Here is a 26,939-nt window from a genome sequence, read left to right on the forward strand (position 1 = left end):
GGTGTACGGGTCGGCCCGTATCGGATCGCGTGCGGGTCGCACTACTTGATTTTTTGTAAGTTACAACAAATTTGGATAGGTATCAACAAGTCGTAGAATTTCAGGTACGGTTCGGCGCATGCTTACCCATGACGGCCGGGCCGCGGCGTCCCGTCAGGCACCCACCCTGGGTGTTCTCGGAGGGATGGGTCCCGCTGCGACAGCAGAGTTCATGCGATTGCTCACGGCCATCACCCCTGCCCAACGGGACCAGGACCATCCGCGTGTGCTGGTCCTTTCCGACACCCAGATCCCAGACCGACGCGCCGCGTTCGGCGGCGGCGACGACCCGACACCGTGGATCCGCTCCGACCTGTTCCGACTCGCCCGCTGGGGTGCAGATCTCCTTGCGATGCCCTGCAACACGGCGCACCTCTTCGTCGAGGGGATGGCGGCGGAGCTACCGAAACCGCTGGTGCATATAGCCGAGGCGACCATCACACAGGCGTATCGGCGAAGTCCGCGAGGTGGCCTGCTGGTCGCGACGGGGGCCACAGTGCGCAGCGGGCTTTACCAGCAGTGGGCACGGCGGCTGGGCTACCGGCTGGTCGTTCCGCCGCCCGACCGACAGGAGGCGATCGATGTGATGATCGACCTGGTCAAGGCGGGACAGGCCGAGGAAGCGGCACGTTCCCTCGCCGCCACCCTCGAGGAAGCGTGGCAGGAACGCGACCTCCCGATGGTCGCGGCCTGTACCGAGGTGCCCTTGGCCTACGACCTCACCGGGCTCCCGGATGACCGGATGTGTTCGTCGCTCGAGGCGCTCGCCGAAGCGTGCCTGCAAAGGTTGAACGATGCTGCCTGCTGCGAATCGGCGGTTGAGTGATGGTCGGTCTGTTTCGAGTCGAACGCGACCATCTTGGCGAGCTCCATGTGCCGGCGCATGCCTACTACGGCGTACACACCGCGCGCGCGATGACGAACTTCGCAGTGACAGGAGAACCCATCGCCGCCTGGCCTGAGCTCGTCTCGGCGCTCGCGGCGGTCAAGGCCGCAGCGGCTCAGGCCAACCACGCCCTGGGCGTGCTGCCAGGTGCGAAGGCCGACGCGATCGCCGCTGCCTGCACGGAGATCAGGAACGGCCTGCTGCACGAGCACTTCGTCGTGGACCTCATACAGGGCGGGGCCGGCACCTCGACCAATATGAACGCGAACGAGGTGATCTGTAACCGGGCGTTGGAGCTCCTCGGATACCCCCGCGGTGAATACCGCTTCCTCGACCCCATCGAGGATGTGAACCGCAGCCAGAGCACCAACGATGTCTATCCCACCGCAGTGCGACTGGCGGCCTTCGCGTCGACCACGGCGCTGTTGCAATCGGTGGCCGAACTCCGGCATCGGCTTGCGGAGAAAGCCGCAGCCTTCACCGGGGTGGTCAAACTGGGCCGTACGCAGTTGCAGGACGCCGTGCCGATGAGCCTGGGACAGGAGCTGCGGGGTTACGCCAGCAGCATCGAGGACACCGAACGCCGGCTCCAGGCCGCGGCAGCAGGCCTGCTGGAGATCGGCCTCGGCGGAACGGCCGTGGGTACGGCGCTTAACACGCCTTCCGGATACGTCCGGGAGGTACTTGCCCGACTCGCCGCGGTGACCGGCCTTCCGCTCGTTCCGTCGCGAGATCTCATCGCGGCTACCGCGGACGTCGGTGCATTCGTCGCCCTATCCGGCGCACTGCGGCTGCTGGCCGTCCGGTTGGGCAAGATCTGTAATGACCTTCGCCTCCTCGCCTCCGGCCCGCGGGCCGGCCTGGCCGAGATCACCCTCCCCGCCGTGCAGGCCGGATCCAGCATCATGCCGGGCAAGGTCAATCCGGTCATCCCCGAGCTCGTCAACCAGATCGCGTTCACGGTAATGGGCTACGACCTCACCGTCACCCTCGCAGCCGAGGCTGGGCAACTCGAGCTCAACGCCTTCGGACCGATCATCACTCGAAGCCTGCACCAGAGCGTGAAATGCCTCGATGCAGGCTGCCGCGCGCTGGCCGATCGATGCGTCGCGGGCATCACGGCCAACGAACAGCACCTGCGGGACAACATTGAGCGGTCGGCGACCGTCGCGACCCTGTTGAACCCACTGATCGGCTACTCCGCTGCCAACGCGCTCGTGACGCAGGCGATGGATGAGGGTCTCTCCATCCGCGAGTTGGTGATCAAGCGGGGTCTGCTGACCGCGGAGGCCTTCGACCAGCTGGTCCACTCGTCCTACTCATCAGTCAACTCAATCGATTGATCAACACGTCCCGGGTGCCCTGAGCCCCCGGCTCGACGGGAGAAGCCGCCATGAGCAGATCCACCCAACCCTCATCAGCCCTCAGTCCCAATCTCGGCCGTCGACAGATGAGCATGATCGCCGTCGGTGGTGTAATCGGCGCTGGCCTGTTCGTCGGCAGCGGGAGCGCGATCCATTCGGCCGGGCCAGGAGTGGTCTTGGGCTACATCGGCGTTGGCGTGCTGGTCATCCTGATAATGCGGATGCTCGCCGAACTGGCCGTGGCATCGCCTGACACAGGTTCGTTCGCCACCTACGCCGGCCGTGAGCTGGGTGCATGGGCGGGTCTCGCCGTCGGCTGGATCTATGCCTACCTGTGGGCGATCACGGTCGGCTTCGAGGCGACCGCAGGCGCTGCGATCGCGCACCGTGTCCTGCCGGCAGCTCCGGCATGGCTGGCCGCCCTCACCTTCATGGTCGTGCTCACCGGTGCGAACCTGATCAATGTCCGATTCTTCGGTGAGATGGAGTTCTGGTTCGCCTCGATCAAGGTCCTCGCTATCACCGGATTCCTGGCGCTGGGCGTGGTGGCGATCCTGGGCTGGATTCCCGGCCACCCCACGCCTGGCCTGAACAACCTCACCGGGAGTTCTCACGCTTCCATAAGCTGAGGGCAGCCTGATCCGGGTGGTGCCGGGGAGGGTGGGAGCAGCCCTGACAAAGCCGGGGCGGGTTAGCGCAGGGTTAGTGCCGCCAGATGACGCGGGCCCGGCGAGCGTGGCGAAAAGGAGTACGCGAGGAACCGGCGTCGTTACGTCGGGGCCTTCCCCCCAAGGCCAGGTAGTTAAGGGGATTCAGTTCTTGTCAATCGGCTGAGATGGGCAACGGGACTCCTGTAGTTCAGATGTCGGCGAAGATCATCTGAAGAGTAGAGTCCCGTTGCGGGATCAGTCTGTCATTTCCCGGGTGGTCCGGGTGGCTGCGGGCGTGTTCGCGCCCGGGCATCTGGGAGAGCTCACGCAGGTCGTGCCGTTCGAGCTGGTGGACGCGGTGTTGGCGGAGACGGGCCGGGTGCAGCACCGTGTCGGTGCCGGAAACTCGGCCACCGGTCGTGACCTGGGTTCCCTGTTCAGCAGGCGGACGTGTCTGCGACGAGCAGGATGAGGCTTGTGGTGCTACGGCTCCTCTATCTCATCTTCGTTTGTCTACTCGGCTGGCTCGCCATGCTCACGCGGTCGGATGCCTCGAAAGAGGCGGAGATCTTGGTGCTGCGGCATCAGCTGGCGGTGCTGCGCCGGCAGGTCGCACGACTAGGCCGTCGTGGGCCGATCGGGCGGTGATCGCAGCGCTGGCCCGGTTGCTGCCTCGATCGCGGCGGATCGGGTTGTTCGTCACCCCTGGCACGCTGCTTCGCTGGCACGCTGACCTGGTGAAGCGACGCTGGACCTGTAAACGCACCCAACCTGGTCGCCCATCGGCGCGCCCGACGATCCGCGAACTGGTCTTGCGGATGGCCGCGGAGAATCCCGGGTGGGGTTATCGGAGGATCGCTGGACAGTTGACCAATCTGGGCCGCGGGATCGCGCTGTCGACAGTATGGGCGATCTTGAAGAAGGTCGGGATCGATCCGGCACCCTATAGATCGGGGCCAGCGTGGGGAGAGTTCCTGCGTGCCCAGGCCGAAGGGATCCTGGCCTGTGATTTCTTTCATGTCGAGACGATCACCCTGATCCGGCTGTACTGCTTCGCGGTGGTTGAGCACGCCACTCGCCGAGTGCATGTCCTTGGTGTGACCGCGAATCCGACCGCCGGCTGGGTGGCCCAGCAGGCGAGGAACTTGTTGATGGATCTGGGGGAGCAGGCCGGGTCGTTCACGTTCATGATTCGGGATGGGGACAGCAAGTTCACCGCGCTGTTCGATGAGGTGTTCCGCGCCGAAGGAATCCGGATCGTGCTCACCGCTTCCAAGGCACCTCGCATGAACGCGATCACGGAACGCTGGGTCGGCAGCGTCCGCCGCGAGATCCTCGACCGGATCCTCATCATCAACGCCGCGCATCTACGCAAGGTCCTTACCGAGTACGAAGACCACTTCAACGCCCACCGGCCACACCGCACCTTGAACCAGGCCAGCCCACTCAGAGCGCTACCCGACCCCGTCGACGCCGACATCAAGGTCATCCGACGAGATCGACTCGGCGGACTCATCCATGAATACGCCCAGGTCGCATAGGGCGGCCGAATACTCGGCACCGACAGGGTAGGACCCTGCGGTTCTGGGCCACTTCAGCGCCTCGTGGCTGTGCGGTTTCTTCAGGTTCGGTCATTTCGGCGGTTGTCATGTTCGGTGAGCTGGTGGCGGAGTTGGTCGGCGATCTGTCGGGATTGGCGTGCGTCGGCGCGGCTGTTGGGGGTCTCCAGGTCGGCGGCGACGGCGGCCCAGCGGTCTAGGCAATCCAGGATCAGGTCCCACTGGGTGTGGGTGAGCGGCATCGTCACTGTCTGCCCGGGCTGCGGCGAGTCGGCGAAACCCGCGGGGTCGGTCGGCCAGTCGGGTAGATGGTCCCAGCCGGCTTGGCGGATGGTGTGGGCGAGGTCGAGGACGTGGCGGGGGTCGCCGTGTTCGCCCTCGACGCTGATCTCGTTGTCCAAGATGGCATCCACTACCAGCCAGTGCGCGACCGGTATCACCACCGGGACCTGTTCGTGAGCAGAACTCATGCCGCAGGATCGTGGCCGCCGGACGGCGGCAGGTCAACGACCGCGCGGGACGTCACGGGCTGGCGCCGGCCGATGGACCTGCCCTGGCCCCCGTGCAGTCTTGGCCTTTGGGGCTCAAGCGACCGGGAGGGCGGATTAAGGGTTTCCCCGGATGCCGCCGACCGGCACGCCGTCGCACACTCTCACGTGACAATCGCGGACGCCGAGAGGATCGGGTTCGTGACCCCCAAGATCTTCAAGGAGCCACATGAGGTTCTTAATCTCACCACGTGCCGGCCAGCCCGGGATAGCGCACTCGCCGCCGAGCGCTCGCACCGGCCCGCCGGACGGTTCGCGCGCTGGCGTGCACGGGAGCCACAGCGGTCTTGCTTGCGGTCGGCGGGGTGTCCGGGATAGGCGTCGCGGCGGCGGACCCGGCACCCGGCGTGCACGCGGACACTCCTGGTGGCGCGGGCGACCCGGCGCACGGCACAGCCGCGGGGGCGGCAGCCGCCGGTCCCTGCAAATTCTCCCGCACCAGCTCCTGCGACAAATTCAAAGGGACGGTCTTCGTCGCCGAAAACGGCGCTCCGGTCGGCTACGCGCGGTTCATCGGGACGATCGACTGGCACACGGCGGTGAACAGCAACACCTACACCGCCGAGATGACCGTGACACCCTTCGCCGTCGTCGACGAGGGTGTCGGGATGAACATCACGATCACCGCGGCCTGCGAGCACCCGTGCTCTGCCACCGGCGCGCTGAGGGGGCCGGTGGTCACCGGCCGGTCCCTCACCGGCACCTTCCACTTCACCGAATCCACCAAAAGCGAGCACACCAGCTCCCCGGACTTCATCGCGACCCCCTCCAAACCGCCACTCAGCCCGGTGCCCGGTCAATCCCGCGCCGCCACCCGCATCCGCTGCGACGACCTGATCGAAGGCCGCAAGGCGGGCTGCGTCGTGCCCGACTACATCCCGACGATGACCACCATGGCCAAACTGCCGAAGATCGCCAAAAACATCCGCGGCATCCAAAAACGCGGGGGGTACGGCGTCCCCGGCGACAAGGCCCGCGCCCTGCACCACATCACCGACGAAGCCCAGCAAAGACGCAACCGTGAAGCGATGTGCGGCCGTCGCCACACCGGCCCGCGCCCCGCCGGCAAATCCTGCGACGAGTACCCGTTCGCCTCCGCCCGCGAAGGCGGCGGCACAGTCGGGGGAATGGGAAGCGGCTGGGCCTGGGTCCCCGCCAAAGAACAAAACAGCCAGGGCGGGCTCATCAGCGGCTTCTACAACGCCGACCGTGTCCTGGACGGCGACCCCTTCTACGTCGAGGTCTAACCCCTGCACCCACGATGGACTCCCGAAGCTACGGCGAGCCGCAAGGTAGGGATCGCCGCGGTCAGCTGGCGGGGAGTTCGGCGCGAGCGGCCGACGGGGCGCCCGCGTCGAGTTGAGGGCGCTGGCCGGTCTTGAGCTCAGGCACGTACTTGTAGATCGTTGCCCGGCTGACGCCCAGCAGCCGGGCGATGGTGGCGTCGGGCTGGGCGAGCAGGGCGCGCGCGTGCCGGATCTGGTCATGAAGCTTGACAGCGCCAACCTGGTGGCGCTCTATCCATTCCGGCGTCTGGCGTCCCATGGGACGCCGACGTTAGACCGGCCCCCGCACGAGACGTTGGCCGCTCGCGCCCATCTCTGCTCCCTTCGGGCGGCTAGGCTGCGCCAACGGTGGAGGCCGTCGCCGACCCACCTGAGTGTGTCTTTCTTCTCTGTGACACGCCGGCTATGAGTGCGAAACCAGGGTTGGGCGCGGACACCGATGGCGCTCCGGGAGCTCGCGCGAGGCTGATCCGTACTCCAAGAATGTCGGGAATCTGTCGTGGAGACGGATGCGTCCACAAGCGTAATGTGTGAGCTTATTTGTGGCGGTTATGGCGTCATGAAGTGAGGCGGCCATCGCGTGACTTGCGGGATCGAACCTGCGGATTAAAAGTCCACAGTTCTGGAGGAATTCCCTACTCGACGCGCTACCGCGTCCTGTTTCACAGTACCGCTACGTGCCATTTGATCCGCGTTCGCTATTCGCTTCACGGCGTATCGGTGCGGCGTCGTACCGGGTGCTGCCGGGCGGTACCGCGACGTACGAGCACCCGCGGAGCACCCAATCCGGCCGTTGGGCTTGGAAAACTATGCATCGCACCTACTCCTAGCCGAGTATCAGCGAACGAGGTAGTCAATCTTTCAAAGCTCCAGGTCGGCCCACTGCGGCAGTTTTGAAGTGGTATAGGGCAAATGGTTATCTCCGGGAGGTCATCCGTCAGCCTGAATGTAGAGCATGCACGCGGGCTTCTTCGCGCCCTGATGCGGCGCGGGAGCGAGGCATCGCGGTCAGCGCAGGTGTTCGCCGATTGCTGCTCGGTGAACCAGTGGCAGGATCTCTTCCTGGAGCGCCTGGAGGAGGACTGGCTCATGGGCGGCGATATGGTGCAGAGCCGAAGCCAGCGCGGCTGCGCCCTGCTCATCTGCGAGAGCGGTGAGAATGGCGGACACCTCCCGCTCGGTCGGCGCCAGGCTCCCCTTTGAACGTGATTTACGTCGCTTCGCCCGTTGTAGCTCGTTATGGCGGAGGATCACATGGATCGCGGCGACGGCAGCGCTCACTTTGCCGCGGGCCTCTTCGGTGAGCGGGTAGGTGGTGATCTCCTCGGTGAAGTCCGCCCAGCCGTCAGGGGCTTCGGGAGCCAGGTTCGCGCCCTCGCGCTTACGCACCGTAGCCAGCCAAGGAGCGCTCCCGCTCTTGTATACCTTCATGTCGCGCTGGACCAGCCTGGCTGTGAGTCGGGCCACTGCGGGGCCGGCAAGCGCGTCGCGCAGGCCTTCAGCGATCGTATGCCGTTGGGACTCACCGGTGTCGGCGAACCGCGCCAGGATATGGACCGTGTCGAGGAGGTCGGTCGACGGCGGGGCCCACAGAGTCCGCAGGCCCTGGGCGATGAGACGGTCTCGCCATCTGGGCAGAGAACGGGCCATCCCGTCGTCGATGAGGTCGAGTGCCAGTCTCGGGCCGATGGGGACGATGCTGCCGAGCCGTTCGTCAGCACGCTCGTCGATCGTTTCCACGAGTTCGATCAGTGCCTGCTGCTGGTGCTCTTGGGGGACGGAGAACAGACGGCCAGCGGCGAAGATCCAGGTGTTGCGCCAGTGCGGGCTTGCGGCAGCGATCCGCAGGCGGTGGATGATGACGTCGAGCGGGCCGGTGGTCAGGTACATCGCGGCCATGAGCTCTTGCAAGGACCGCACATCGAAGCCGTAGCCTTCGTCACCGCGGGGGGCGATCAGCACCAGGCGCCGGGTGGCGGCGTTGACAATCTTCGTCAGCAGGTCCTCGTCAATGCCCGAGGGCTTAAATCCCGCTTGGTCGAGCACGCCCCAGGTGATGTTGTGCAATTCCTGGTCGGTGAGGGCGGCATCAGAGCGATTGCCGACCTCGCTGCGGTCCTGCAGTTCGAAGCCAATGCGTTCATGAAGTTGCTGAATCTGCTGCCCGTGTTCTTGGAGGATCCGGCTGAATCCCGTCTGCTTGTCCCGCTCGCGTCGGAAGATGGTTTCGTAATAGCCCCAGAAGAGGCTGAACCGGTCGGGGGCGAGCTTGCCTGCCGCGCCGATGATGATCGTCATGATCAGTACTTGCAGGGGTGTGCGCAGCAGGTTCCGCAGGGCGTCGTCGGCCGCGGCGCTCTGCAGTTGCCGGGTGACCCTGTCAATGCGGTCGAGGTCGTTGCGGAGTCTGATCTTGGTGACCAGGGTGCCGTAGCGGACCGCTTCGGCGGGCTGGAGGTAGTCCAGGTCGATGCGTTTGAACTGGGTCGGCGCGATCGGCTCGGTGAATCCCATGGGCCGGGTGGTGAGCACGACGAACAGGTCGCAGTCGTCGGCGTCGGCGTTGGTGACCAGTTCGGTGACCCGCTCGATGAGCCGTTTTCGTACGGTCGGGTCGGTGACTTCGTCCAAGCCGTCCAGCATGAGGAACCAGGGCCAGCGTCTCATCCACGCCAGCAGGTTGTTCGGCTGGACCTTGCCTGCGTCCGAGCGCAAGGAGATCCGTTCGGCGATGTAGCGGATCAGCGTGGAGTCGATGTTCTGGCCGTGATCGCGAGCGTATTCGGCCAGGTCGATGCGCATCGCCCAGCGGCGGTGGCGGGGCATAGCCCGTCCGAACCTGCCAAGCGCCTGCCGCATCCCGGCGATCAGCGCCCGATGGTGGGTGCTCAGGTCCTCGGCCCCCGACAGCATGGCCGCCCGGTAGGCCTGGACGAGGAACTTGGAGATGGTGGTCTTCCCGTTGCCGGGAGCACCCGCAACGATGAGGTGGCGCGGGCCATCAACCGTGGTCAGCTTCGGTTTCAGCATGCGCTCACCGTGATCGAGCACTTGCTGGATCACGCTTCCGCTGCCGACGTCGTGGCCGAGCGTGACCGGCAGGTCGATGACGACCTGATGGACGGGCAGCCCGGTCGTGTCGCCGGCGCCAGCCTCGTCGAAGTAGATCATGCCTTCGCCGACCAGCGTCGTACGGGCGTGCGCGCGCAGCGCGGCTTCGAGGTTCTCCGGCGAGACGAACCCGGTGATCTGCGACAGGTTCGCGAACACGTCGGCGGCGGTGAGGAACCCGGGGAACGCCTGCCTGACCGCTAGGCTGGTGTTCAGCAGGGCCTGAATTTGGTTACCGTCCCACACGCGCCATTTCCGGATGCGTTTAATCCGATGCAGACGGGCCCGCCGCTCGGCGCCGGTCCCGACGTCGCGGCTGCCGTCTTCCAGACTTGCCACGTACTGGCTGATGCTGGCGTTGATGAAGTCATGGCCACCCGAATCCGGCACCGGCGTGAGCGGCACGTTGGAGATGAAGACCAGGAAGTCGGGAACCGGACCCCTGCCCGAGGACGGATCAGCCCAGGCATCGAGTTCCTCACGCACCTGTGACCACAACCAAGCGGCGTTAGCAGTGTGCCGCGACTCCAGCGTCTCCTTGTGCTTAACCTGGAAGACCGTGTACCCCTCCCAGACCTCGCTGGCCTGGTCCTCAGTCGGCTTCCAGATGAGCTGGCCCTTGTAGTAGAGGTCCCGGCCGCCGTCGCGGCCTGACCCCATCACCTGCACACCCGGACCGAACGCATCCAGCAGGAGCGCAGCGGCGAGATCCTGGAAACCCGTGCTTCCCAACTGCTCTAGGTCGTACGCCATCGCACACCTTTCCGCCATCCGCGGGCGCCGACATCAAGGGGAGAACCGCACCGGCCGGTCGGCATGCCACCACCAGCCGCAGACCTGCCTATCACAAACACCGGCATCGCCAACGACGGTCGCCGATATGCGCACATCACCGGCAACGACTCCTTCTGCCACAGGCCACGCATGGCCCGGTAGCGGGTGAGCTTCCGCAACTCAGTCATCGCCTCGCAAGCGGCCTGCAGGGAGACCGCGCCATGGAGCCAGGGCACCTCAGGGTGTTTCGTTCGCGTGGTCCCGGCCGGCGAAGCCCAACCCGACGATCATCTGGTGTTGACACCGGGGACGCGTGACACGAGAGTGGCCGCGCGATGGACGCCAAAGATCTGACATCCGCAGAACGCCGTGTCTACCGGGCCTTTCCGCGTGGAGACGAGGTCGACTTCCGCGACGGTGATGACGATCCCGTCGACGGTGCGTCCTGGGGTCCCGACCGGACCATCCGCGCGAAGGTTCTTCGTGCGCTGCTTCTTCGCGAGGGTGCCGGTCGAGGCGAGATACCGGCGTTGCGGATCGTCGGCGCCCGCATCATCGGTCCGCTGGACCTGCGGAACGCGGTCGTCGCGCATCCCGTTCGTCTGCGGGCCTGCTACTTCGAAGAGGCGCCGAACCTGTACGCCGCGCGGACCCGCCAGCTCAACCTCTCCGAGTCGGTCCTTCCCGATCTGGTCGCCACAGAGATCCAGATGGAGGGCGCTCTGCACCTCACCGACTGCCACGTCCTGGGAACGGTACGGCTGGTCAGCGCGAGAATCACGGGCGCGCTCTTGCTGGACGGCGCCCGCCTCGGCTCGGGAAAAGGCGAGGTACTCCAGCTCAACCCGGCGCACATCGAGCATGACCTGTGGGGCCCTGGCCTCACAGCAGCCGGGCAGGTCCGGTTGGACGGGGCGCACATCGGCGGCGCGCTGAACCTCCAGAATGCCGAACTGACCAACCCCGGCGACGTCTGCCTCCGAGGGGTCAATCTCACCATCGGTTCGGGCATCTACGGTGAACGCCTGACCTCCCACGGAGAGATCAGGCTGACCGGTGCCCGGATCGGTGGATCGTTCAACGTCTCAAACGCCGCGCTCACCAACCCCAGTGGCCCCGCCCTGACAGCCACAGTGATCACCGTCGGGCTCGACATGCTCTGCGTCCGGATGCGGACCGAAGGACATGTCCGTTTCAGGGGCGCGCGCATCGCCGGGGTCGTGAACCTCGATGATGCGACGCTGATCGATCCCGGTGGCACCGCGTTGCAGGCCGAGAACCTCGCCGTCGGCACGGATCTTCAGGGGATGCGGCTACGCGCCGATGGCCGCGTGGACCTGCGGGGAGCGAAGATCACAGGCCAGCTCAACCTCGCCCACGCCAGGCTCACCAATGCCGGCGGCATGGCTCTGCGGGCCAGTGGCTGCACGGCGGCCGAGTGCTGGTTCCGCGATGCGGAGCCGATCGCAGGGTCGGTCAACCTGCGCCGCGCGCAGTTCGATCTCCTCCACGCCACCCCCGACCTCTGGCCCGGCTCCGTCAAACTCGACGGCCTGACCTACGGCAGGCTGGTCCCCCACCTGCCCGCGCGCGAACGCCTGGAATTTCTGGAACGCGACGAGGACGGCTACGTACCTTACGCCTATGAGCAACTCGCCGGCGCGTACAGCCGCATCGGAGACGACGCCGCGGCACGCCTCGTACGACTGGCGAAGCAACGCCGGCACCGCTCTACCCTTCCCTCCTACGCCAAGGTCTGGGGATATCTGCAGGACGTCACCGTCGGCTACGGCTACCGGCCGATGCGCGCGGCCGCCTGGCTGGCCGTACTGCTGGCGATCGGCACCGTGACGTTCGGGCTGCACCACCCGCCGCCGCTGGAACACGGCAAGGCGCCCGGTTTCAACCCGTTCATCTACACCCTGAACCTGCTCCTGCCGATCGTGGACTTCGGCCAGGCAAAAGCGTTCAGCCCGCAGGGCCCCTACCAGTGGCTGTCGTACCTGCTCATCGCCGCGGGCTGGATCCTGGCCACCACCGTGCTCGCGGGCATCACCCGCACGATCAACCGCCAGTAGGTGCCACTACCGGCATACCGACCAGCTGCGCGAGGATGATGGCGTCGTCCTTGCGAACAGCAAGGTTCCGCTACGACAGGGCTTCACCTCCCGCTCGGCCGGGCACGAAAAGCCTCTCTCTTCGACGCTACATCTGAGCTCGCAGGCTACGAATATTGTCACGCATTTTGATGACGGCCGGATGACGATGCCCCAGTTCGGCGACGGCAAATTTTAGCGTCTCCTCGTAGAGCGGAATCGCCCTAGCGAGGTCCCCGGAAAGCCTGTATGCGTAGGCGAGAATGTTCCGCGATTTAAATGTGTCTTGATGCCCCGGCCCAAGGATTCTGGTGCGGCCGATCAGCTCCTTTTCGTAGAAGACGATGGCACGAGAGAGGTTATCAGTTGCCCTGTACGCGAATCCCAACATGTCCTGGGTGGCGAGGGTTGTAGGGTGGTCGACTCCAATGGTTTGGATTCGGGTTTCGAGCAGCTGACTATACAGTGGAATAGCGCGATCTGGCCGCCCTGTTGAAATGTACAGACCGGCAAGTCTTTCTTGCGCGCTCGTCAACTCGGCACTCTCGGGGGCGAAGATCCCCGGTGCATCATCGATCACCTGCTCCAAGAGCGGAATGGCGCGGTGCGGTTCGTCGATTTCGCAGAGAGCAACCGCGAGGTTGTTCCGTGACACCACTGTGTCCAGGTGATCACGACCCAGCACCCTAGCTCTAACACTAAGAGCCTGCTCGAGATAAGTTACGGCGCCAGCCGGGTCCCCATTGGTGAGATGGACGCCACCGAGCACGGCGAGTGAAGCGGCAGTTTCTTCATGCTCCAAACCAAGCGTACGCGGCGGCACGGAACCGATCGCCGCACTCACCGCCGTACGCACCGCCGCCCGCCAGATCCTCATCCACCAACTCGACCACCGCACGGCATCGCTGTTCGAACACGCCGACGCCATGGCCCAGACCGAGGCCACCCGCCGCTTCTACAACGACACCGCCGTCCTTGACCTCGCGACCATCACCTACCCGGGCCCCGCCGTCCCCACCATCACCACACCCGCTGTCACCCTCCTGCCCCGCGACACGGGCACGCGGGTACGCCGACCGGCCACGGCAGTTGAGGACGCCACGGGCATTCGCCCGGCATCGGACCGGCCGCGAGGCGGCGCGGCGGGTCTGATTCGGGTCCTCTGGCGAGGCCGGCGGGAGAAGAAGGGGTCCTTCGATGAGTCACCTGATCAGAACTGAGCCTGACGCCCGAGGTCCTCGCACACGTGCACCAGCACGCCGGACCGCTGACGGACACCGACCCACGCTGCTACCGGCCAGGCCGATCCGACCCAGCCACGCAACCGCCGCACAACACGGGGAGATTCCCCGATGAGCCAGGCGATCTGCATCGATGACGAGGTCAAGACCTACATCCAGTGGCATGCCGGGCTGGACGACACACCCAAACGGGTCCTGAGACGGCTGCTCGGCATGGACGACACCACACCCTGCCCCGGACCAGCCGATGTCAACGACCCACCGAACACGACGGCAAGCTGCCCTCTGAACCTGGAAGGTGACGTTCAGCGATGAAGTGGAACCTGCGCCTGGCCGCCGCCAACCGCGACATCTGGAAACCTAGCGAGCTACAGCGCCTGCTCGCTACCGAGGGGCTCACCATCAGCGTCGCGAAGGCGCACCATCTATGGTCCGGGAGGGTGCAGAAGATCGATCTGTCCGATTTGGATACCATCTGCGCCGCTCTCCGTTGTGGAGTCGAAGAAATCCTCATCCCCAGCACGGTGAAACGGGTCGATGACCAGCGGGAGAAGACGGCTCCGGCGTCGTCGGTCGAGACAACCACGCTGCCTATGAGTTGCACGAACGATCAGGACACGCCCGTCGGTATACGGCTTCTCCGCGATCTACACGCAGTGTTCGAGGGTGTCAACGCGTTGCACAGCGTGACCGTCCTCGAACGGCTACATCAACTCCACGGAAGGCCGTGGATGCACGAGTACGGCCGTGAGTTGACCACCCGCAGCCTGGCCTACCAACTCAAGCGGTACGGCGTCGTGTCGGTACAGGTCAACCTCGGGGGCGTAAACCGAAGGGGCTACCAGCGAGAACACCTTCAACAAGTGTGGGACCGTATCCCCGGCACGGTGAAACGGGTCGATGACCAGCGGGAGAAGACGGCTCCGGCGTCGTCGGTCGAGACAACCACGCTGCCTATGAGTTGCACGAACGATCAGGACACGCCCGTCGGTATACGGCGTCTCCGCGATCTACACGCAGTGTTCGAGGGTGTCAACGCGTTGCACAGCGTGACCGTCCTCGAACGGCTACATCAACTCCACGGAAGGCCGTGGATGCACGAGTACGGCCGTGAGCTGACCACCCGCAGCCTGGCCTACCAACTCAGGCCGTACGGCGTCGTGTCGGTACACGTCAACCTGGGAGGTGTAAGCCGAAGGGGCTACCGGCGAGGTGACCTACAACCCGCATGGGACCGTTACCTACCCCGGCCGCGACAGCAGGAAGGTGGTCCCGGCGACCACGACGTCTCGGCCTGACGCTATGCGGGCTGTGATGCCCCCTGGGGCCGTCGTGGTACCGCCACGCCTCAAAGGCTTTGCCGCAGATGCGGCGACGGCCGCCCCGTCATCCGCCAGCTACATTCGAGTCAGCTCTCACCTGTTCCGCGCACCGGTCTCGTGCCACCTGGTCCAGGACCTCGATCCGCCCGCGGCTCGTTCACCGGAAGGCGGACGCTACTTCGTCGCCGCGCGGGCGCCGGGCCGGGTGAACCCGGCCGCGCCACCCGGGTAGGTCTTGTACGACTGCAGTCGCACGTTCGCGCCGGTGTGGGGTGCGACGATCATCATGCCGGTGGCGGGGTTGGAGACGATGCCGAGGCTGTCGGTGGGTCAACGGGTGTTCGGCCTCGCCGACTGGCATCGCGACGGCACTCTGGCGGAGTATGTGGCGATCGAAGCACGCAACCTCGCACCGCTGCCCGGCGACGTCGACTTCGCGGTTGGTGCGTCCCTGCCCATCTCGGGTCTTACTGCGTGGCAGGGACTGTTCCAGCACGGTCGCCTTCAGGCTGGCCAGAGCATCCTCGCCGGTCCAGCAGCGCCAGATCCGAACGCGGCAGCGCGAGCAGGCCGGCCGGGCGGGCCAGATGGGTGGCGAGCCAGCCCCCGACCCGCTCAGACCTCCCGGCCGATGCCGGCTCGGCGGCAGGATGCAGGCGGGTGGCCTGGATCCGGGCCAGCGCCACATCCAGCCGAGGCGGCGCCGGCCACACCTGCCAGGCGATGATCAACACCCCGGCAACGGTGAGACCCGCGGCGAGCGAGTTCCACGACGGACCGGCATTCTTGGTGCAGCCGGACGGCGAGGAACGATTGCTGTCCGTGCCTATGGCTCCAGGCAGTTGTCCACTCGCGTGCCTACGGCCACTTTCTACGCCAGCCGTTTATCCGCATTGCTGGCGAGCGCCGAATGACGGGTAGTGGTGGGCAGCGCCGGATCCCCGAGTCCTATCTGGCTCAACTCGAGGTTCCACTGCCTCCAGTCGAGGAGCAACAACGGATTGCCGAGGTGCTGGACCAGGCGGACGAGCTGCGGGTGAAGCGACGGCGGGCGATCGCGATCCTCGACGACCTCGCCGAATCGATCTTCCTCGACATGTTCGGCGCCGAAGCGCAGTTCCAGAGCTGCCGACTGGGAGAGGTCGCCGAAATAGTCTCGGGAATCACTAAGGGTCGGAAGGTTCCCGATGGCGTAGAACTCAGGACGATTCCACGGCGACCGTAGTGATCGCAAGGCGCGGAGATCCGCGCGAGTCCGGGGTTCAGGAAATCTTCAGAGACTTCCCGTCCTGAAGATGTCTAATGGAACAGGAATTCCAACCCCGTCCGTCTACGAGAGTACGTCGGCGCACGAGCTCATGCGCAGCCGTCATGCATGAAGGCGTCCCTTGACTGCTACGACAGCAGCCGATACGCCAATAAGCCCTTGCCCGACGGGATGCGACTCGCCAGTTCACGCGCGGTTCGAGTCCGCTCTGGCGAAGCCCAGCGGTAGCCAGGCGTTATCTCGCATCAGATCCCGTAATCGGCTTGCACCACATGAGATCCAGGCCTCATCCTGGCCAGTTCGCCATAGGAAGGTAGGAACGGTCTCGCATGGATATCAAGACGCTGGAGGAGCTGCAGGCCGCTGACGAGCGCACCCTGGCTTTTACTCCGCTCGGACTCGGCCGCATGGCACCCGAGGACGCCGCCGATTTTCAGCAGCGGGTGATCGCCGACCTTCAGCTGGCCGGTGAGGTTACCGAAGCCACCCGAAACAAGTTCGAGCAGCTGCGCGCCGCCCACGCTCACGGGGTGCTGTGCTACGAGTTGTTCACGCTGGTCGGGGACGCGGCCCAGCTGACGCTGGAGCAGGCGCTGCGCGATCGCTTCGCCTTCCAGTACCAAGGGCAGATCGTCCAGGTCCGCGACAAAGACAACCGCGAGTACCAGATCACCATGACCAGCTACATCGACTTCTTCGAACATCTCAGAAAGATCCGCGGCCCGAGAATCCGCATGGGCCCTTCACGAGAGTGGAAGGTGTTCAACGGCACGCTAGGCGGCCTGCTGACCTGGGCACGCCGCGAGGGATTGCTGCGCGGCCAGCGCAACCGGAGTCTGGACCCGATCCGGCAGGCACTGCGCAATACGGTCGCCCATGGCGTCTACCACCTAGATTCTCCGGTGGAAGCCGCCAGGTCGCTGTGCGACCTGGCCGAGACCATCAATCAGCTGTGGGGACATCCGACCCCGGGAGGCCGGCTGTATCCCGCGCCGCTCAGCCGGAGCATCGTCGCCATCGGCTGGAACGATAATGGCGAGAACATCAGGGCCGGCTACGCCGACTCCCTGGTCGATGCGGCCGATGAGGACGAATTCACGTACATCCTGATCCGCGCCGTGTTCTGCCCGGGCGGAGTGACCGACCCCCGTCTGCTGGGATTCGACGCGCGCAGCGCGACCACTACCTTCCCCGCGCAGTACCTGTGGGGCCCGGGGAGTCGTCAAGAGGCCATCGCCTGGCTGCGTGACCACCATCCCGAGCCGGATGTGTGCGATCACCTCGATCAGGTCGTCCTCGCCCGCGTCCACGACGGCCAGGTAGAGATGCCGATGTACCCGGGCATCGCGGCCGGACTTCCCGCGGCCGAGCAGCGTGACGGTACCTGGTACGCGCTGCGCGTCGACCACGGGCTCGATGCCCTCGCCCACATTCGGGCCGCCGTCGGCGGCGTAGCCGAGCACGACAGTCAAGGGGAATGCGGGGCGTGCCCCGTGGAGACGCTCGCCACCGGGAATCTGACGGCTGTCCTGGAGGCGGCACGCGATGCCGGGACGGACACGACGCCGCTCAGAGTCCCGGACGTAAGCACGCCCTTGACACACCGCATGGACCGGCCGGCGCCGCTGGCGGGATAGCCATTGCGCCGATCCCCTGGACAACTTCTCCCCGCACAAGCACCCCAACGTCGTCTCCTGAGAGGCCGCAACGACATCGAGCTGGTATTCCTACCGACGTATTCCTCCTGGTTGAACTGGATCGAAGCGGAGTTCGCGGCCCTGCGCTACTTCGCCCTGTCCGCCACCGACCACCCGCAGCCACACCGAACAAGGCGAGACCATCGCCGCGTACGTCCGCTGGCGTGAAGTAGATCACCAGTACGAGGAGTCCACGCTCGTCGCGTCTAGGAGCGTGTTCCAGACCGCTTCCTCATACCGGGCCATTTCCCGATCGCGGCGCACTGCGCCGTCGACATGGGCACGCTCGCTTTGCAGCACTGCCAGCTTGGTGCTCAGCTTCTGCTCTTTCTTGGTGACCGGGGGCTTCTTTCGCCGGCCCGCTGCCCACACCGAAGTGCGGATCCGCTTGAACTCGGCCTGCTGTGATCGCAGCTCGGCCAGCTCAGCATCGATCTGCGCCAGGAGGGTGGCGCGTTCATCCTCGAGCGCGCGCAGCTCGGCGCGCACGGCTCGCTCCTCCTCGCTCCATGTCTTCTTTCCGCCGGGTTTCTGGCCGGTCTCCCGGAAGATCCGGGAGCGTTCGCGGTCGAACGCGCTGCGTCGGCCCTGAAGCTCAGCTTCACGCTCGGCGATCTCCAGCCCGCGCTTCTTACGCACCGTCATCAGCTGCCCCGGCCCTGCTGAGGTACCCATCGGCTCATCGTCGCAGCCGGATCGCCGCCTCGTCCCCTGTCTCCACGGAGCCAAGTTCGTATAGCTATGCACGGCCGTTACGGATGTCCGATTAGCCGGAAAGTCCGTGAGGGCTGTCCCTACGCCTACCGTCCACCTGCCCCAGGAGAACACGAAGGATCAACTTGGGTGGCGGTGTCGGCGTGAAGCCGTCATGCTGCGTGAGCGCGATGACGAGCGTTTCGCCATGCTGCTGGGGCGGGCTCAGACCTCGGCCCTGGCGCGCGTCGAGGGCACCGATGAGGTGGTGTCGGCTGCTGGGCGGATCAGCCACCGGCTGGCCATTCCGGCGTCGCCGGGCCTGCCACGGTTGCGTGTCGCAACCGGGTGCCGCTGGCCTGGCGGAACCTGGAGGGCAAGGGGCGCGATTACGTCCAGGACGGGGACACGTAGGTTGCTCGCGTGCGGACGGCTTGTCTGTGATCCTGCCCGTTCGATGGCGGGCTGCCGGTTGTTGTGGCTGTTCCGGCGGAACCCGGGGGCGGATTGACCAAGATCCGGCACGCGAGCAACCACGGAGCAACCACCGTCGCCAAACCACCACAAAAAAGACGCTGGGCGCTCCCGGTGAAACCGAGAACGCCCAGGTCAGGACGGGTGCGCCGTCAGGGACTTGAACCCCGAACCCGCGGATTAAGAGTCCGCTGCTCTGCCAATTGAGCTAACGGCGCTCGCGACGTCCGTAACTTTAGCAGCCCCCTTGCCCTGCTTGCGAATCGAATGATCCACATGGCTGGAGGGCCAGGTCACAGGGGTTGTCGGCGGGCCTGCCAGAGGGTGATGGCGGCGGCTCGTGAGCCCACCCGGAGCTTGGCGTAGATGCGGTTGACGTGGTTCTTCACGGTCTTCTCGCTGAGGAACAGCTCCCGGGCGATCTCGCCGTTGGAGTGGCCGCTGGCGATGAGGTCCATGACCTCGGCTTCGCGGGCGGACAGGTCGAGGTCGTCGCGGCCGGCGTCGCGGAAGACCTGGAGCAGTTCTCGGGCGGTGAACCGGCCGGGGGTGAGGTGGCCGGTCGCGCCGTCGCGGAGGGCCGCCGAGGCGGCGGTGGGCTCGCTGCAGACGACGAAGACGCGGGCTCTGCGGCTCAGAGGGGCCGTGTGGGCCGCGAACTCGGGGCCGAGGATCACGACGTCGGGTCGGAGGCGTTCGGCGGCCTCCAGGGCGTCTGTGGGCCCGGCGGCATCACCGGGCTCGTTGACCACGTCCAGCTCGTCGCTGTCCTTCAGCAACGAGAGGAGGGTGGGGTCGCCGTCGACGACCATGACCCGTAGGGGGAGCGGACCTTCGGAATTCATCCTGCCTCCGGGGGACGCCTGTCACGGCGGGGCGCGTACCGGGCGGTGTCCGAGGGGGGACGGGCCCGGGTGGTGTCCGGTGGAAGACCGGCCTGGGCGCCTTCGGTGGGGAGCCGGACCCGGGTGAGGGCGGGACGTCGGAGGCCGGGGTGGGCCGGAAAAGGCCGACGGCCCCGGCGCGTGCGCGCTGGGGCCGTCGGAGTGGGGTGAGTGAGGGGACTTGAACCCCCGACACCCAGGACCACAACCTGGTGCTCTGCCAACTGAGCTACACCCACCATGCCCGCACTAGGCGGCTTGATGAAGTGTAGCGGTTCTTCGCACCTCATCGGTCACCGATATTCGTCGCGATGGCGCGTGCCGTCTCGGAGTCGGGGCCCGGTTGTGGGACGAAGACGGTCTCCCGGTAGTAGCGGAGCTCGGTGATGCTCTCGGTGATGTCGGCGAGGGCCCGATGGCCGCCCTTTTTGACCGGGCTGGCGAAGTACGCCCGTGGGTACCAGCGGCGGGCCAGCTCCTTGATCGAGGACACATCGATCATGCGGTAGTGCAGGTGGGCGTCCAGGGCGGGCATGTCGCGGGCGAGGAAGGACCGGTCGGTCGCGATGGAGTTGCCGCACAGGGGGGCCTTCTTCGCCCCGGGGACGTGAGTGCGGACGTACTCGAGGACACGGTCCTCGGCCTCGGCGAGGGTGATGCCGCCGGGCAGCGCCTCGAGCAGCCCGGAGGTCGTGTGCATGTCGCGTACCACCTGCGACATCTGCTCCACGGCCTCTTGGGGCGGCTTGATCACCAGGTCAATGCCCGCGTCGAGGATATTGAGCTCACTGTCGGTCACCAGGGCGGCGATCTCGATCAGCGCGTCGCGCCGCAGGTCGAGCCCGGTCATTTCACAGTCGATCCAGACCAGCCGGTCGTTCATGACCTTCACCATAAGTCCTGTCAGGACACTTTGAGTGAGGACAGGAGTAGATCGAGGTCGCCCTGGTGCCCGTGGCTGTCGGGGATCGAGACGTAGAACTCCGCGGGGGACCGGCCGTTTCCGCGGTCGACGATCAGGATCGCGGCCGTCTCCGTACGGAAGTTCCAGCCCGCGGATTTTGCCTGTGGGAAGGTGAATTTCACCTTCAGGAGCCAGCCGTCGTGCCCGCCGACGGGGTGGGAGGCGGAGGTGAGGTCCTGGCGCGTGTGCGCCGGGTAGGCGGCCGGCTCCAGCGCCGCCAGAAGTGCCTTGGCCTCGGTCTCCGGCGGGACGGGGACGGTGTTGGTGGCCGCTCCGCCGTAGACGCTCGCGAGGTACGGCTGGCCGTTCTGGTAGTCGGCCATGACCTCGGCGGCCTCTCCCTGGTCGAAGCCCAGCTTGCCCAGGGGGCTCGTGGCGGTGACGGCCTCGGTATGCCACTTTCCGCCCAGCTTCGGGTAGGAGATCCCGGCCTGGGCGTCGGTGATCGTCCCGGTGACCGGGGAGTGGCCGCCCTTGCCTCCGCCGAAGACGTCGGTGGCGAACAGGATCGCGACGACCGTGATGATGATCACAACGGCCGCGCCGCCGCCGACTAGGAGGGGGAGCCGGGAGCGGCGGCCGGCGGACGGCGCGGGCGTGCTCTGCGCCCACGTCGGCGGGGCGCTGCTCCACTCCCAGGAGGCCTGCGGGCCTCCGCTCGCGGGCTGAACACTGCTCCACCCTTCGCCCGCGGGTCGAACACCGCCACGCCCTTCGCTCGCGGGTTGAACACCACCCCACCCTTCGCCCGGGGGTTGAACTCCGCTCCAGCCCTGGGTGGCCTGCTGCCCTTCGCCGGAGGGCTGAGCGCCGCCCCATTCCTGGGTGGCCTGCTGGCCCTCGCCGACCGTCTGCGGCCCTTCCCAGGCGGTCGGCTGACCGTCGCCGGTGGGCTGCGTCGCCTGGGTCCACTGCTGACCGTCCCACCACCGCAGGAGACCCGGATTGCCGTACGGATCGCGGTACCAGCCCGCAGGAGTCATGGGGTCAGAGTATGTGGCTCATATCACTATTTGGAATACCCGATGCCGGGCCGCAGCAGTGGGTCGGGGACCGGGTCTCCGATGACCTCGCGTACCGGGAGCACGCCCGCCCAGACGTCCAGTTCGTAGTCTTCCTCGTCGTCGGAGGGCGGTCCCTGCCGGATCTTCACCGACGCCTCTTCGAGCGAGAGGGCGATGACGGCCGTCGCGGCGAGTTCCTTGCGCGTCGGCTGCCGGGCGGAGTCCCAGCGGCCCGGCGCGAGGTTCTCCACCACCGCGCGGAGCCCGGCGAGCTTCTCCTCCGGGTCGGTGACGAGCCGGGGCCGGCCGTAGATCACGGCGCTGCGGTAGTTCATCGAGTGGTGGAAGACCGAGCGGGCCAGGACGAGGCCGTCGAGGTGGGTGACGGTGACGCAGATCTCGCCGCCCGCGCGCAGGCTCGCGGCGCCCGTGGAACCGTGGAGGTACAGGGTGTCGCCGTCCCGCCCGTACCCGGTCGGCAGGACCCGGGGGCTCCCGTCGACGATCACGCCGAGGTGGCAGATCCGCCCGGCGTCGAGGACCTCGTACAGCGCCTGCCGGTCGGTGGCGGCGCGCTCGGAGAGACGGCGGACACGCGTGCGCTCGGTGCCCGACAGCCCCGACAGCGCCTGGCCGCCCGGAGAGGTCGCGTCATGCTGTGCGGAAGTCGTCATGGCCATGACGATAAGGTCGAAGTGGCCTGTCCAGTATGGCCACTTCGTTGCGGAACAAGGGAACCACTTTGTCGCGGGACCAGTTCGACCTGCCGCTCACCGTCGACCGTGGAGCCGGGACGCCCCTCAGCGTCCAGCTCGGCGGGCAGCTGCGCGCGGCGATGAATGACGGGCGCCTCAAGGCGGGGGAGCGGCTGCCGTCCAGCCGGGCGCTGGCGTCGGCGCTGGGGGTCAGCCGCACCGTCGTCACGGAGGCGTACGAGCAGTTGTACGCAGAGGGCTGGATCGAGGGCCGGCACGGCTCGGGCACCTACGTGGCCGACATCGCACCGCCGCGCTCCGGGTCGCTCCGCGCTCTCAGGCCGGTGCCGGAGGACCGGTCCGGGGGCGAGGGGGCGGCCATCGACCTGAGGCCCGGTATGCCGTGGGTCGACGGGCTGGACACGCCCGCGTGGCGGCGCGCCTGGCGGCTCGCGGCGACCGTGCCCCCGGCGGGACGGCCGGATCCGCGCGGCCTGCCCGGCCTGCGCGCCGCGCTCGTCGACTACCTGCGGCGCAGTCGCGGCGTGACGTGCCCGGTGGACCGGGTGCTCGTCACACGCGGCGCGACGAACGGCCTGGATCTGCTGGGGGCGGTGGTCCTGCGGCCCGGTGACCGGGTCGGCGTCGAGGAGCCGGGCTACACCAAGGCCCGGTCGACCCTGGCCATGCGCGGCGCGGAGGTGGTGCCGTGCCCGGTGGACGAGTCCGGCCTGATCGTCGACGCGCTCCCCGACGGGCTGCGCATCGTCTACACCACGCCGTCGCACCAGTACCCGCTCGGCGGCCGGCTGCCGGTGCCCCGCCGCCAGGCGCTGCTGGCGTGGGCGCGGCGCAACGGCGCGCTGATCGCCGAGGACGACTACGACAGCGAGTTCCGGTACGACGTGGCGCCGCTGCCCGCGCTGTACGGGCTGGATCCGGAGGTGACGGTCTACCTCGGTACCACGTCCAAGACGCTGGCGCCCGACGTCGGCGTCGGCTGGCTGGTGGGGCGCCCCGACCTCGTCGAGGCGATCACGGACCTGCGCGAGCAGGTCAACGACCGTACGGCGGTGGTGCCGCAGGAGGCCGTGCGCATCCTCCTGGAACGCGGTGACCTGGACCGCCATGTACGGCGGATGCGGGCGGAGTACGCGCGCCGGCGCGCGGCCGTCGTCGACGCGCTGGGTCACCTTCCGCTTCTGGGGGACACCGCCGGGCTCCACATCGTTGTCGCGCTGCCCCAGGGCGTCGCCGAGTGGGTCGTTGAGCGCGCGGCGGAACGCGGCGTCCTGCTCGCCACACTGGACCGGCGGTTCGACGGACCGCCGGCGGTGCACGGCCTCGAGCTCGGGTACGGCAGTGCCACGCTCGCGCAGGTTAGGAGTGGCTGCTCGCTGGTGCGTGCGCTGGTCCAGGAGGCTCTATCCGGCCCAGCGCGTGCGGCCGTCGGTTGAGCAGTTCGTCCGGGTCGGCGGATCCGGTCTCCTCACTCGGGGGGATCCGAGGCCGCGGGATTCCCACGGGCGCCTCCGGGCCGGTGATCTTATGGATGTCGATCCGGCCGGGGTCCGAGGAGGTCCCCTCTGGCACCTGGGACGCCCCGTAGTGCCCGCCGCGGGCCCAGGGCCGGCGTTCGCGGACGGCGTCGTACGCCTCCGGCCGGGGGAGCGGCGCGCCGGCGGGCCAGCGGCGCGGCACGCGCCAGCCGTCGAGCCAGCCGACGATCCTCTCCAGGCCGTTCAGTGGACCCGCCGTGAACGGCTCGCGGGCGAACCCGACGACCATGATCTGGAAACACGAGCGGCCCTCTCGGCCGACCTCGCCGGAAAGCAGTTCGGCCGCCCGCGTGGCGGGCACCATCTGCACGATCTCGCCGGTGGAGGGGTTCCACACGAGGTGGGCGCTGAGGCCCTCATGATCCAGACGCTGGGCCACCGAGCGTGCGGAGATCTGATGCGGGTCGTTCTCGCTGGTGTGCCAGACCGCACGGGGCGCGCCTCCCCTGGGCGATCCACCGTCATGCGCGGTGTGCAGGCGTCCGGCTCCAGGCAGCCAAGCGTCGGCCACTATCGGTTTCCCTCCATCGGGTCGGATCCGTGCCCGGATGGTGTTCCGCTTATTAAGGAAGTTTGTCCCACTCATAGGACATTTGGGGTTACGGTCACCTTTCGCCTTTCTGATACCCCAACGGGCCGAATGCCTACCCCTGGTGACGCGCCGGTACCCCACCGGGGCCGGATCCGGCCGGACGGGGCCGGTTGGCGTCCTGATACCGAGTCGCGTTCTAATAGGCGCGTGACCGGCGAACGTCGCCCAGCGCGTCGCCATGGAACGGAGTGGAGGGTCCATGATCGAGCAGGTCGCCGGAGTTCCCGGGATCGACGTTCCGCGATTGTCGTCCTGGTTGGAGGACAACCTGCCGAGCGGCGGTCCGATCACGGGCATCGAGCTGCTCGCCGGCGGCCGGTCGAACCTGACCTACCTCATCCGCCTCGGCGGCCGGCGCGTCGTGCTGCGCCGCCCACCGCTCGGCCACGTACTGCCCACCGCCCATGACATGCGCCGCGAGCACACCGTGCTGTCCGCGCTGGCCGGCACCGACGTCCCGGTGCCCACGCCGCTGGCGCTGTGTCAGGACGAGGACGTCATCGGCGCGCCCTTCTACCTCATGGAACACGTCGACGGCCGCGTACTGCGCACCGTCGAGGACGCCGCCGACGTCACACCCGAGGAGGCCCGCGCCCTCAGCGAGCGCCTGGCGGACGCGTTCGCCGCGATCCACACCCTCGACGTCGAGAAGGCGGGGCTCGCCGGATTCGGCCGTCCCCAGGGGTACATGGCGCGCCAGCTCGCCCGCTGGCGCAAGCAGTGGGACGCCTCAGTCCCCGCCCACCCCACCCTCGCCGACGCCACCCGCGCCTCGTACGACCGGCTCGTCGAGCGGCTCACGACCCGCCTGCCCGGCGACGGGCTCACCGGCCTGGTGCACGGCGACTTCCGGCTGGACAACGCGCTCGTACGGCTCCGGCCGGAGCCCGAGATCGCGGCGGTCGTCGACTGGGAGATGTCGACCCTCGGCGACCCGCTGTCCGACCTCGGCCTGACACTGGTGTACTGGACCGATCCCGGCGACGACGAGCGCGGTTCGATCCCGGTGGGCTCGACCGTCACAACGGCGCCCGGGTTCCTGTCGAGCCGCGAGTTCGCCGAACGCTACGCCGCGACCACCGGCTACGACCTCACCGACCTGGACTTCTACGTGGCGTTCGGCTGTTTCAAGCTGGCCGTCGTGCTCGAGGGCATCCACGTGCGGTACCTGCAGAAGGCGACGGTGGGCGAGGGTTTCGAGGGGATCGGCGAGTCCGTTCCGATCCTCCTCGACCGCGCCCACCGCACCCTCGACGACGGCACTCGCTGAGATCCGACACCGCCCCGCCGCTCGTACGGCTGGGCCGCCCGCCGAGACTCCGGCGGCGGCCCGGGGCCTCGCCGTCGCGCCCGTACGGTCAGGCCGCTCGCTGAGAGTCCCTCAGGACGTGAGCACGTCCGGGGCCTCACCGGCCTGGAGGCCCTCGGCGAGGCGGCTCAGCAGGCCGAGCGTCGCACTGTGCAGACCGGGCCCGAACGTCACCCGCCGGACCCCCAGCTCGCCGAGCCGGGCGAGGGAGGGCATGCCGGGGTGGTGCAGCACGTTGAGCGGCGCGGGGATCCGCTCGACGAGGGTGGCGATCACCGCCTCGTCGGCGACCATGATCGTGAAGATTCCGTCGGCGCCGGCGTCGAGGTAGGCGCGGGCACGGCGGACGGCCTCCTCCAGGCGTTCGGCGTCCGACAGGTCCGGCATCGCCCCGCTGCCGTACACGTCGACCCGGGCGTTGATGAAGAGCTCGGGGTCGGCCTCCCGTAGCGCGGCGATCCGCTCGGTCTGCCGGTCGACGTCGGCGAGGACGCGGCCGGCGTCGGCCGGTCCGCCGTGCAACGTGTCCTCGAAGTTGCAGCCCGCCGCTCCGGCCTCGCGCAGCCGGTCGGCCAGTTCGGCCGGCGGCAGGCCGTACCCGGCCTCGGCGTCCACCGAGACCGGCACGTCGACGCTGCGGGTCACCCGGCCGGCCGCGGCGAACATCTCCTCGGGCGGCGCCGCCTCGCCGTCGTCGTAACCGAGGCTCGCGGACACCGCGTGGCTGGCGGTGGCGATGGCCGCGAACCCGGCGTCCACGAGGACGCGAGCGCTCGCCGCGTCCCAGGCGTTCGGCAGGATCAGGGGACGGTGTTCGTCGTGCAGGGCGCGCAGCAGCGCCTTCTTGGCAGACAGGTCCATGACGCCGACCGTACGGGCTGGGCCGGGCGGCCGGAATGGCCACTCGGCGGCCGTCCCCGGGAAC

At 67.4% G+C, this 26,939-nt stretch carries 27 protein-coding genes and 2 tRNA genes; 15 read left to right on the forward strand and 14 right to left on the reverse strand.

Going from position 1 to position 26,939, the window contains the following annotated elements; all coding sequences use genetic code 11:
- The first annotated feature begins 118 nt into the window (after window positions 1-118).
- The 6 genes from AB0I04_RS13460 (at window position 119) to AB0I04_RS13485 (ending at window position 4,480) form a co-directional block, all read left to right on the forward strand.
- Window positions 119-865 carry an amino acid racemase gene (locus AB0I04_RS13460; protein WP_345444455.1) on the forward strand — a complete coding sequence of 249 codons (747 nt, stop codon included), beginning with the start codon at window positions 119-121 and terminating at the stop codon, window positions 863-865.
- Window positions 865-2,268: an aspartate ammonia-lyase gene (locus tag AB0I04_RS13465; RefSeq protein WP_360883241.1), complete on the forward strand. Its 1,404-nt coding sequence runs from the start codon at window positions 865-867 to the stop codon at window positions 2,266-2,268. Before AB0I04_RS13460 ends, AB0I04_RS13465 begins: the two co-directional genes overlap by 1 nt.
- 107 nt (window positions 2,269-2,375) lie before the next feature.
- A complete protein-coding gene (locus tag AB0I04_RS13470) occupies window positions 2,376-2,918 on the forward strand; it encodes an amino acid permease (RefSeq protein ID WP_360883244.1) in 543 nt (180 codons plus the stop codon).
- A gap of 295 nt (window positions 2,919-3,213) precedes the next feature.
- A complete protein-coding gene (locus AB0I04_RS13475; RefSeq protein ID WP_360883247.1) occupies window positions 3,214-3,411 on the forward strand; it encodes a transposase domain-containing protein in 198 nt (65 codons plus the stop codon).
- Entirely contained in the window at window positions 3,408-3,587 is a 180-nt protein-coding gene (locus AB0I04_RS13480) for a hypothetical protein (protein ID WP_360883250.1), read from the forward strand. Before AB0I04_RS13475 ends, AB0I04_RS13480 begins: the two co-directional genes overlap by 4 nt.
- Window positions 3,584-4,480 (forward strand): integrase core domain-containing protein, encoded by an 897-nt coding sequence (locus AB0I04_RS13485; RefSeq protein WP_360883253.1) that lies wholly within the window; start codon window positions 3,584-3,586, stop codon window positions 4,478-4,480. Before AB0I04_RS13480 ends, AB0I04_RS13485 begins: the two co-directional genes overlap by 4 nt.
- Window positions 4,481-4,560: 80 nt before the next feature.
- Here the strand turns inward: AB0I04_RS13485 and AB0I04_RS13490 are convergent, their stop codons facing one another.
- On the reverse strand, window positions 4,561-4,968 hold the full coding sequence (locus AB0I04_RS13490) for a hypothetical protein (RefSeq protein ID WP_360883255.1): 408 nt from the start codon (window positions 4,966-4,968) through the stop codon (window positions 4,561-4,563).
- Window positions 4,969-5,351: 383 nt separating this feature from the next.
- On the opposite strand from AB0I04_RS13490, the gene AB0I04_RS13495 reads away from it, so the two are divergent.
- Complete coding sequence (locus AB0I04_RS13495) at window positions 5,352-6,293, forward strand: NucA/NucB deoxyribonuclease domain-containing protein (RefSeq protein ID WP_360883258.1); 942 nt, start codon at window positions 5,352-5,354, stop codon at window positions 6,291-6,293.
- Window positions 6,294-6,354: 61 nt separating this feature from the next.
- Here AB0I04_RS13495 and AB0I04_RS13500 read toward each other — a convergent pair whose 3' ends face one another.
- Window positions 6,355-6,591, reverse strand: a complete 237-nt coding sequence (locus AB0I04_RS13500) for a helix-turn-helix domain-containing protein (protein ID WP_360883261.1) — start codon at window positions 6,589-6,591, stop codon at window positions 6,355-6,357.
- A gap of 749 nt (window positions 6,592-7,340) precedes the next feature.
- Window positions 7,341-10,196 (reverse strand): hypothetical protein, encoded by a 2,856-nt coding sequence (locus AB0I04_RS13505; RefSeq protein ID WP_360883264.1) that lies wholly within the window; start codon window positions 10,194-10,196, stop codon window positions 7,341-7,343.
- Between the two features lie 356 nt (window positions 10,197-10,552).
- Here AB0I04_RS13505 and AB0I04_RS13510 point away from each other — a divergent pair, with 356 nt between their 5' ends.
- Window positions 10,553-12,295 carry a hypothetical protein gene (locus tag AB0I04_RS13510; RefSeq protein WP_360883267.1) on the forward strand — a complete coding sequence of 581 codons (1,743 nt, stop codon included), beginning with the start codon at window positions 10,553-10,555 and terminating at the stop codon, window positions 12,293-12,295.
- Between the two features lie 127 nt (window positions 12,296-12,422).
- On the opposite strand, the gene AB0I04_RS13515 is transcribed toward AB0I04_RS13510, so the two are convergent.
- Window positions 12,423-13,190, reverse strand: coding sequence for a tetratricopeptide repeat protein (locus AB0I04_RS13515; RefSeq protein ID WP_360883270.1), 768 nt, complete (start codon window positions 13,188-13,190; stop codon window positions 12,423-12,425).
- A gap of 49 nt (window positions 13,191-13,239) precedes the next feature.
- On the opposite strand from AB0I04_RS13515, the gene AB0I04_RS13520 reads away from it, so the two are divergent.
- The 3 genes from AB0I04_RS13520 to AB0I04_RS13530 all read left to right on the forward strand — a co-directional run bounded on the left by AB0I04_RS13520 (window position 13,240) and on the right by AB0I04_RS13530 (window position 14,852).
- Window positions 13,240-13,533, forward strand: coding sequence for a hypothetical protein (locus AB0I04_RS13520; RefSeq protein ID WP_360883272.1), 294 nt, complete (start codon window positions 13,240-13,242; stop codon window positions 13,531-13,533).
- Between the two features lie 132 nt (window positions 13,534-13,665).
- The gene (locus AB0I04_RS13525) at window positions 13,666-13,869 is read left to right on the forward strand and encodes a hypothetical protein (RefSeq protein ID WP_360883275.1); all 204 of its coding nucleotides are present in this window, start codon (window positions 13,666-13,668) and stop codon (window positions 13,867-13,869) included.
- A complete protein-coding gene (locus tag AB0I04_RS13530; RefSeq protein WP_360883277.1) occupies window positions 13,866-14,852 on the forward strand; it encodes a DUF3631 domain-containing protein in 987 nt (328 codons plus the stop codon). Before AB0I04_RS13525 ends, AB0I04_RS13530 begins: the two co-directional genes overlap by 4 nt.
- Window positions 14,853-15,343: 491 nt before the next feature.
- Here AB0I04_RS13530 and AB0I04_RS13535 read toward each other — a convergent pair whose 3' ends face one another.
- Window positions 15,344-15,610: a hypothetical protein gene (locus AB0I04_RS13535; RefSeq protein ID WP_360883280.1), complete on the reverse strand. Its 267-nt coding sequence runs from the start codon at window positions 15,608-15,610 to the stop codon at window positions 15,344-15,346.
- 176 nt (window positions 15,611-15,786) lie between these two features.
- On the opposite strand from AB0I04_RS13535, the gene AB0I04_RS13540 reads away from it, so the two are divergent.
- Together AB0I04_RS13540 and AB0I04_RS13545 are read left to right on the forward strand one after the other, a co-directional pair.
- Window positions 15,787-16,101, forward strand: a complete 315-nt coding sequence (locus AB0I04_RS13540) for a restriction endonuclease subunit S (protein WP_360883283.1) — start codon at window positions 15,787-15,789, stop codon at window positions 16,099-16,101.
- Between the two features lie 371 nt (window positions 16,102-16,472).
- Window positions 16,473-17,780: a hypothetical protein gene (locus AB0I04_RS13545; RefSeq protein ID WP_360883287.1), complete on the forward strand. Its 1,308-nt coding sequence runs from the start codon at window positions 16,473-16,475 to the stop codon at window positions 17,778-17,780.
- Window positions 17,781-18,014: 234 nt separating this feature from the next.
- Here the strand turns inward: AB0I04_RS13545 and AB0I04_RS13550 are convergent, their stop codons facing one another.
- The 7 genes from AB0I04_RS13550 to AB0I04_RS13580 form a co-directional block, all read right to left on the reverse strand.
- Entirely contained in the window at window positions 18,015-18,515 is a 501-nt protein-coding gene (locus AB0I04_RS13550) for a hypothetical protein (protein WP_360883290.1), read from the reverse strand.
- 637 nt (window positions 18,516-19,152) lie between these two features.
- Window positions 19,153-19,225 (reverse strand) — tRNA-Lys (locus tag AB0I04_RS13555).
- Window positions 19,226-19,300: 75 nt separating this feature from the next.
- The gene (locus AB0I04_RS13560) at window positions 19,301-19,852 is read right to left on the reverse strand and encodes a response regulator transcription factor (RefSeq protein WP_360883293.1); all 552 of its coding nucleotides are present in this window, start codon (window positions 19,850-19,852) and stop codon (window positions 19,301-19,303) included.
- A gap of 202 nt (window positions 19,853-20,054) precedes the next feature.
- Window positions 20,055-20,130 (reverse strand) — tRNA-His (locus AB0I04_RS13565).
- 47 nt (window positions 20,131-20,177) lie between these two features.
- The gene (gene orn, locus AB0I04_RS13570) at window positions 20,178-20,774 is read right to left on the reverse strand and encodes an oligoribonuclease (RefSeq protein WP_360883296.1); all 597 of its coding nucleotides are present in this window, start codon (window positions 20,772-20,774) and stop codon (window positions 20,178-20,180) included.
- Between the two features lie 20 nt (window positions 20,775-20,794).
- Complete coding sequence (locus AB0I04_RS13575; RefSeq protein ID WP_360883298.1) at window positions 20,795-21,838, reverse strand: DUF2510 domain-containing protein; 1,044 nt, start codon at window positions 21,836-21,838, stop codon at window positions 20,795-20,797.
- A gap of 26 nt (window positions 21,839-21,864) precedes the next feature.
- Entirely contained in the window at window positions 21,865-22,533 is a 669-nt protein-coding gene (locus AB0I04_RS13580; RefSeq protein ID WP_360883301.1) for a pyridoxamine 5'-phosphate oxidase family protein, read from the reverse strand.
- A gap of 35 nt (window positions 22,534-22,568) precedes the next feature.
- Here AB0I04_RS13580 and AB0I04_RS13585 point away from each other — a divergent pair, with 35 nt between their 5' ends.
- Complete coding sequence (locus AB0I04_RS13585; RefSeq protein WP_360883304.1) at window positions 22,569-24,011, forward strand: PLP-dependent aminotransferase family protein; 1,443 nt, start codon at window positions 22,569-22,571, stop codon at window positions 24,009-24,011.
- Here the strand turns inward: AB0I04_RS13585 and AB0I04_RS13590 are convergent.
- On the reverse strand, window positions 23,935-24,624 hold the full coding sequence (locus AB0I04_RS13590) for a hypothetical protein (protein ID WP_360883307.1): 690 nt from the start codon (window positions 24,622-24,624) through the stop codon (window positions 23,935-23,937). The two genes, AB0I04_RS13585 and AB0I04_RS13590, sit on opposite strands and share 77 nt — an antisense overlap.
- Before the next feature lie 280 nt (window positions 24,625-24,904).
- On the opposite strand from AB0I04_RS13590, the gene AB0I04_RS13595 reads away from it, so the two are divergent.
- The gene (locus AB0I04_RS13595) at window positions 24,905-25,975 is read left to right on the forward strand and encodes a phosphotransferase family protein (RefSeq protein WP_360883310.1); all 1,071 of its coding nucleotides are present in this window, start codon (window positions 24,905-24,907) and stop codon (window positions 25,973-25,975) included.
- Window positions 25,976-26,086: 111 nt separating this feature from the next.
- Here the strand turns inward: AB0I04_RS13595 and AB0I04_RS13600 are convergent, their stop codons facing one another.
- A complete protein-coding gene (locus AB0I04_RS13600) occupies window positions 26,087-26,875 on the reverse strand; it encodes an isocitrate lyase/phosphoenolpyruvate mutase family protein (protein ID WP_360883313.1) in 789 nt (262 codons plus the stop codon).
- Between the last annotated feature and the right edge of the window lie 64 nt (window positions 26,876-26,939).

Origin of the sequence: Actinoallomurus sp. NPDC050550 (assembly GCF_040655075.1) — a bacterium.
GTDB lineage: Bacteria > Actinomycetota > Actinomycetes > Streptosporangiales > Streptosporangiaceae > Actinoallomurus.

Bases quoted from the DNA above. Each gene is read 5' to 3' on its own strand.
- AB0I04_RS13515 (WP_360883270.1), bottom strand. From the start codon at position 13,190: ATGAGGATCTGGCGGGCGGCGGTGCGTACGGCGGTGAGTGCGGCGATC.
- AB0I04_RS13490 (WP_360883255.1), bottom strand. From the start codon at position 4,968: ATGAGTTCTGCTCACGAACAGGTCCCGGTGGTGATACCGGTCGCGCAC.
- AB0I04_RS13560 (WP_360883293.1), bottom strand. From the start codon at position 19,852: ATGAATTCCGAAGGTCCGCTCCCCCTACGGGTCATGGTCGTCGACGGC.
- AB0I04_RS13575 (WP_360883298.1), bottom strand. From the start codon at position 21,838: ATGACTCCTGCGGGCTGGTACCGCGATCCGTACGGCAATCCGGGTCTC.
- AB0I04_RS13550 (WP_360883290.1), bottom strand. From the start codon at position 18,515: ATGGGTACCTCAGCAGGGCCGGGGCAGCTGATGACGGTGCGTAAGAAG.
- AB0I04_RS13580 (WP_360883301.1), bottom strand. From the start codon at position 22,533: ATGACGACTTCCGCACAGCATGACGCGACCTCTCCGGGCGGCCAGGCG.
- AB0I04_RS13545 (WP_360883287.1), top strand. From the start codon at position 16,473: ATGGATATCAAGACGCTGGAGGAGCTGCAGGCCGCTGACGAGCGCACC.
- AB0I04_RS13500 (WP_360883261.1), bottom strand. From the start codon at position 6,591: ATGGGACGCCAGACGCCGGAATGGATAGAGCGCCACCAGGTTGGCGCT.
- AB0I04_RS13525 (WP_360883275.1), top strand. From the start codon at position 13,666: ATGAGCCAGGCGATCTGCATCGATGACGAGGTCAAGACCTACATCCAG.
- AB0I04_RS13505 (WP_360883264.1), bottom strand. From the start codon at position 10,196: ATGGCGTACGACCTAGAGCAGTTGGGAAGCACGGGTTTCCAGGATCTC.
- AB0I04_RS13600 (WP_360883313.1), bottom strand. From the start codon at position 26,875: ATGGACCTGTCTGCCAAGAAGGCGCTGCTGCGCGCCCTGCACGACGAA.
- AB0I04_RS13540 (WP_360883283.1), top strand. From the start codon at position 15,787: ATGACGGGTAGTGGTGGGCAGCGCCGGATCCCCGAGTCCTATCTGGCT.
- AB0I04_RS13465 (WP_360883241.1), top strand. From the start codon at position 865: ATGGTCGGTCTGTTTCGAGTCGAACGCGACCATCTTGGCGAGCTCCAT.
- AB0I04_RS13460 (WP_345444455.1), top strand. From the start codon at position 119: ATGCTTACCCATGACGGCCGGGCCGCGGCGTCCCGTCAGGCACCCACC.
- AB0I04_RS13470 (WP_360883244.1), top strand. From the start codon at position 2,376: ATGAGCATGATCGCCGTCGGTGGTGTAATCGGCGCTGGCCTGTTCGTC.
- AB0I04_RS13510 (WP_360883267.1), top strand. From the start codon at position 10,553: ATGGACGCCAAAGATCTGACATCCGCAGAACGCCGTGTCTACCGGGCC.
- AB0I04_RS13530 (WP_360883277.1), top strand. From the start codon at position 13,866: ATGAAGTGGAACCTGCGCCTGGCCGCCGCCAACCGCGACATCTGGAAA.
- AB0I04_RS13520 (WP_360883272.1), top strand. From the start codon at position 13,240: ATGGCCCAGACCGAGGCCACCCGCCGCTTCTACAACGACACCGCCGTC.
- AB0I04_RS13585 (WP_360883304.1), top strand. From the start codon at position 22,569: ATGGCCACTTCGTTGCGGAACAAGGGAACCACTTTGTCGCGGGACCAG.
- AB0I04_RS13595 (WP_360883310.1), top strand. From the start codon at position 24,905: ATGATCGAGCAGGTCGCCGGAGTTCCCGGGATCGACGTTCCGCGATTG.
- AB0I04_RS13480 (WP_360883250.1), top strand. From the start codon at position 3,408: ATGAGGCTTGTGGTGCTACGGCTCCTCTATCTCATCTTCGTTTGTCTA.
- orn (WP_360883296.1), bottom strand. From the start codon at position 20,774: ATGAACGACCGGCTGGTCTGGATCGACTGTGAAATGACCGGGCTCGAC.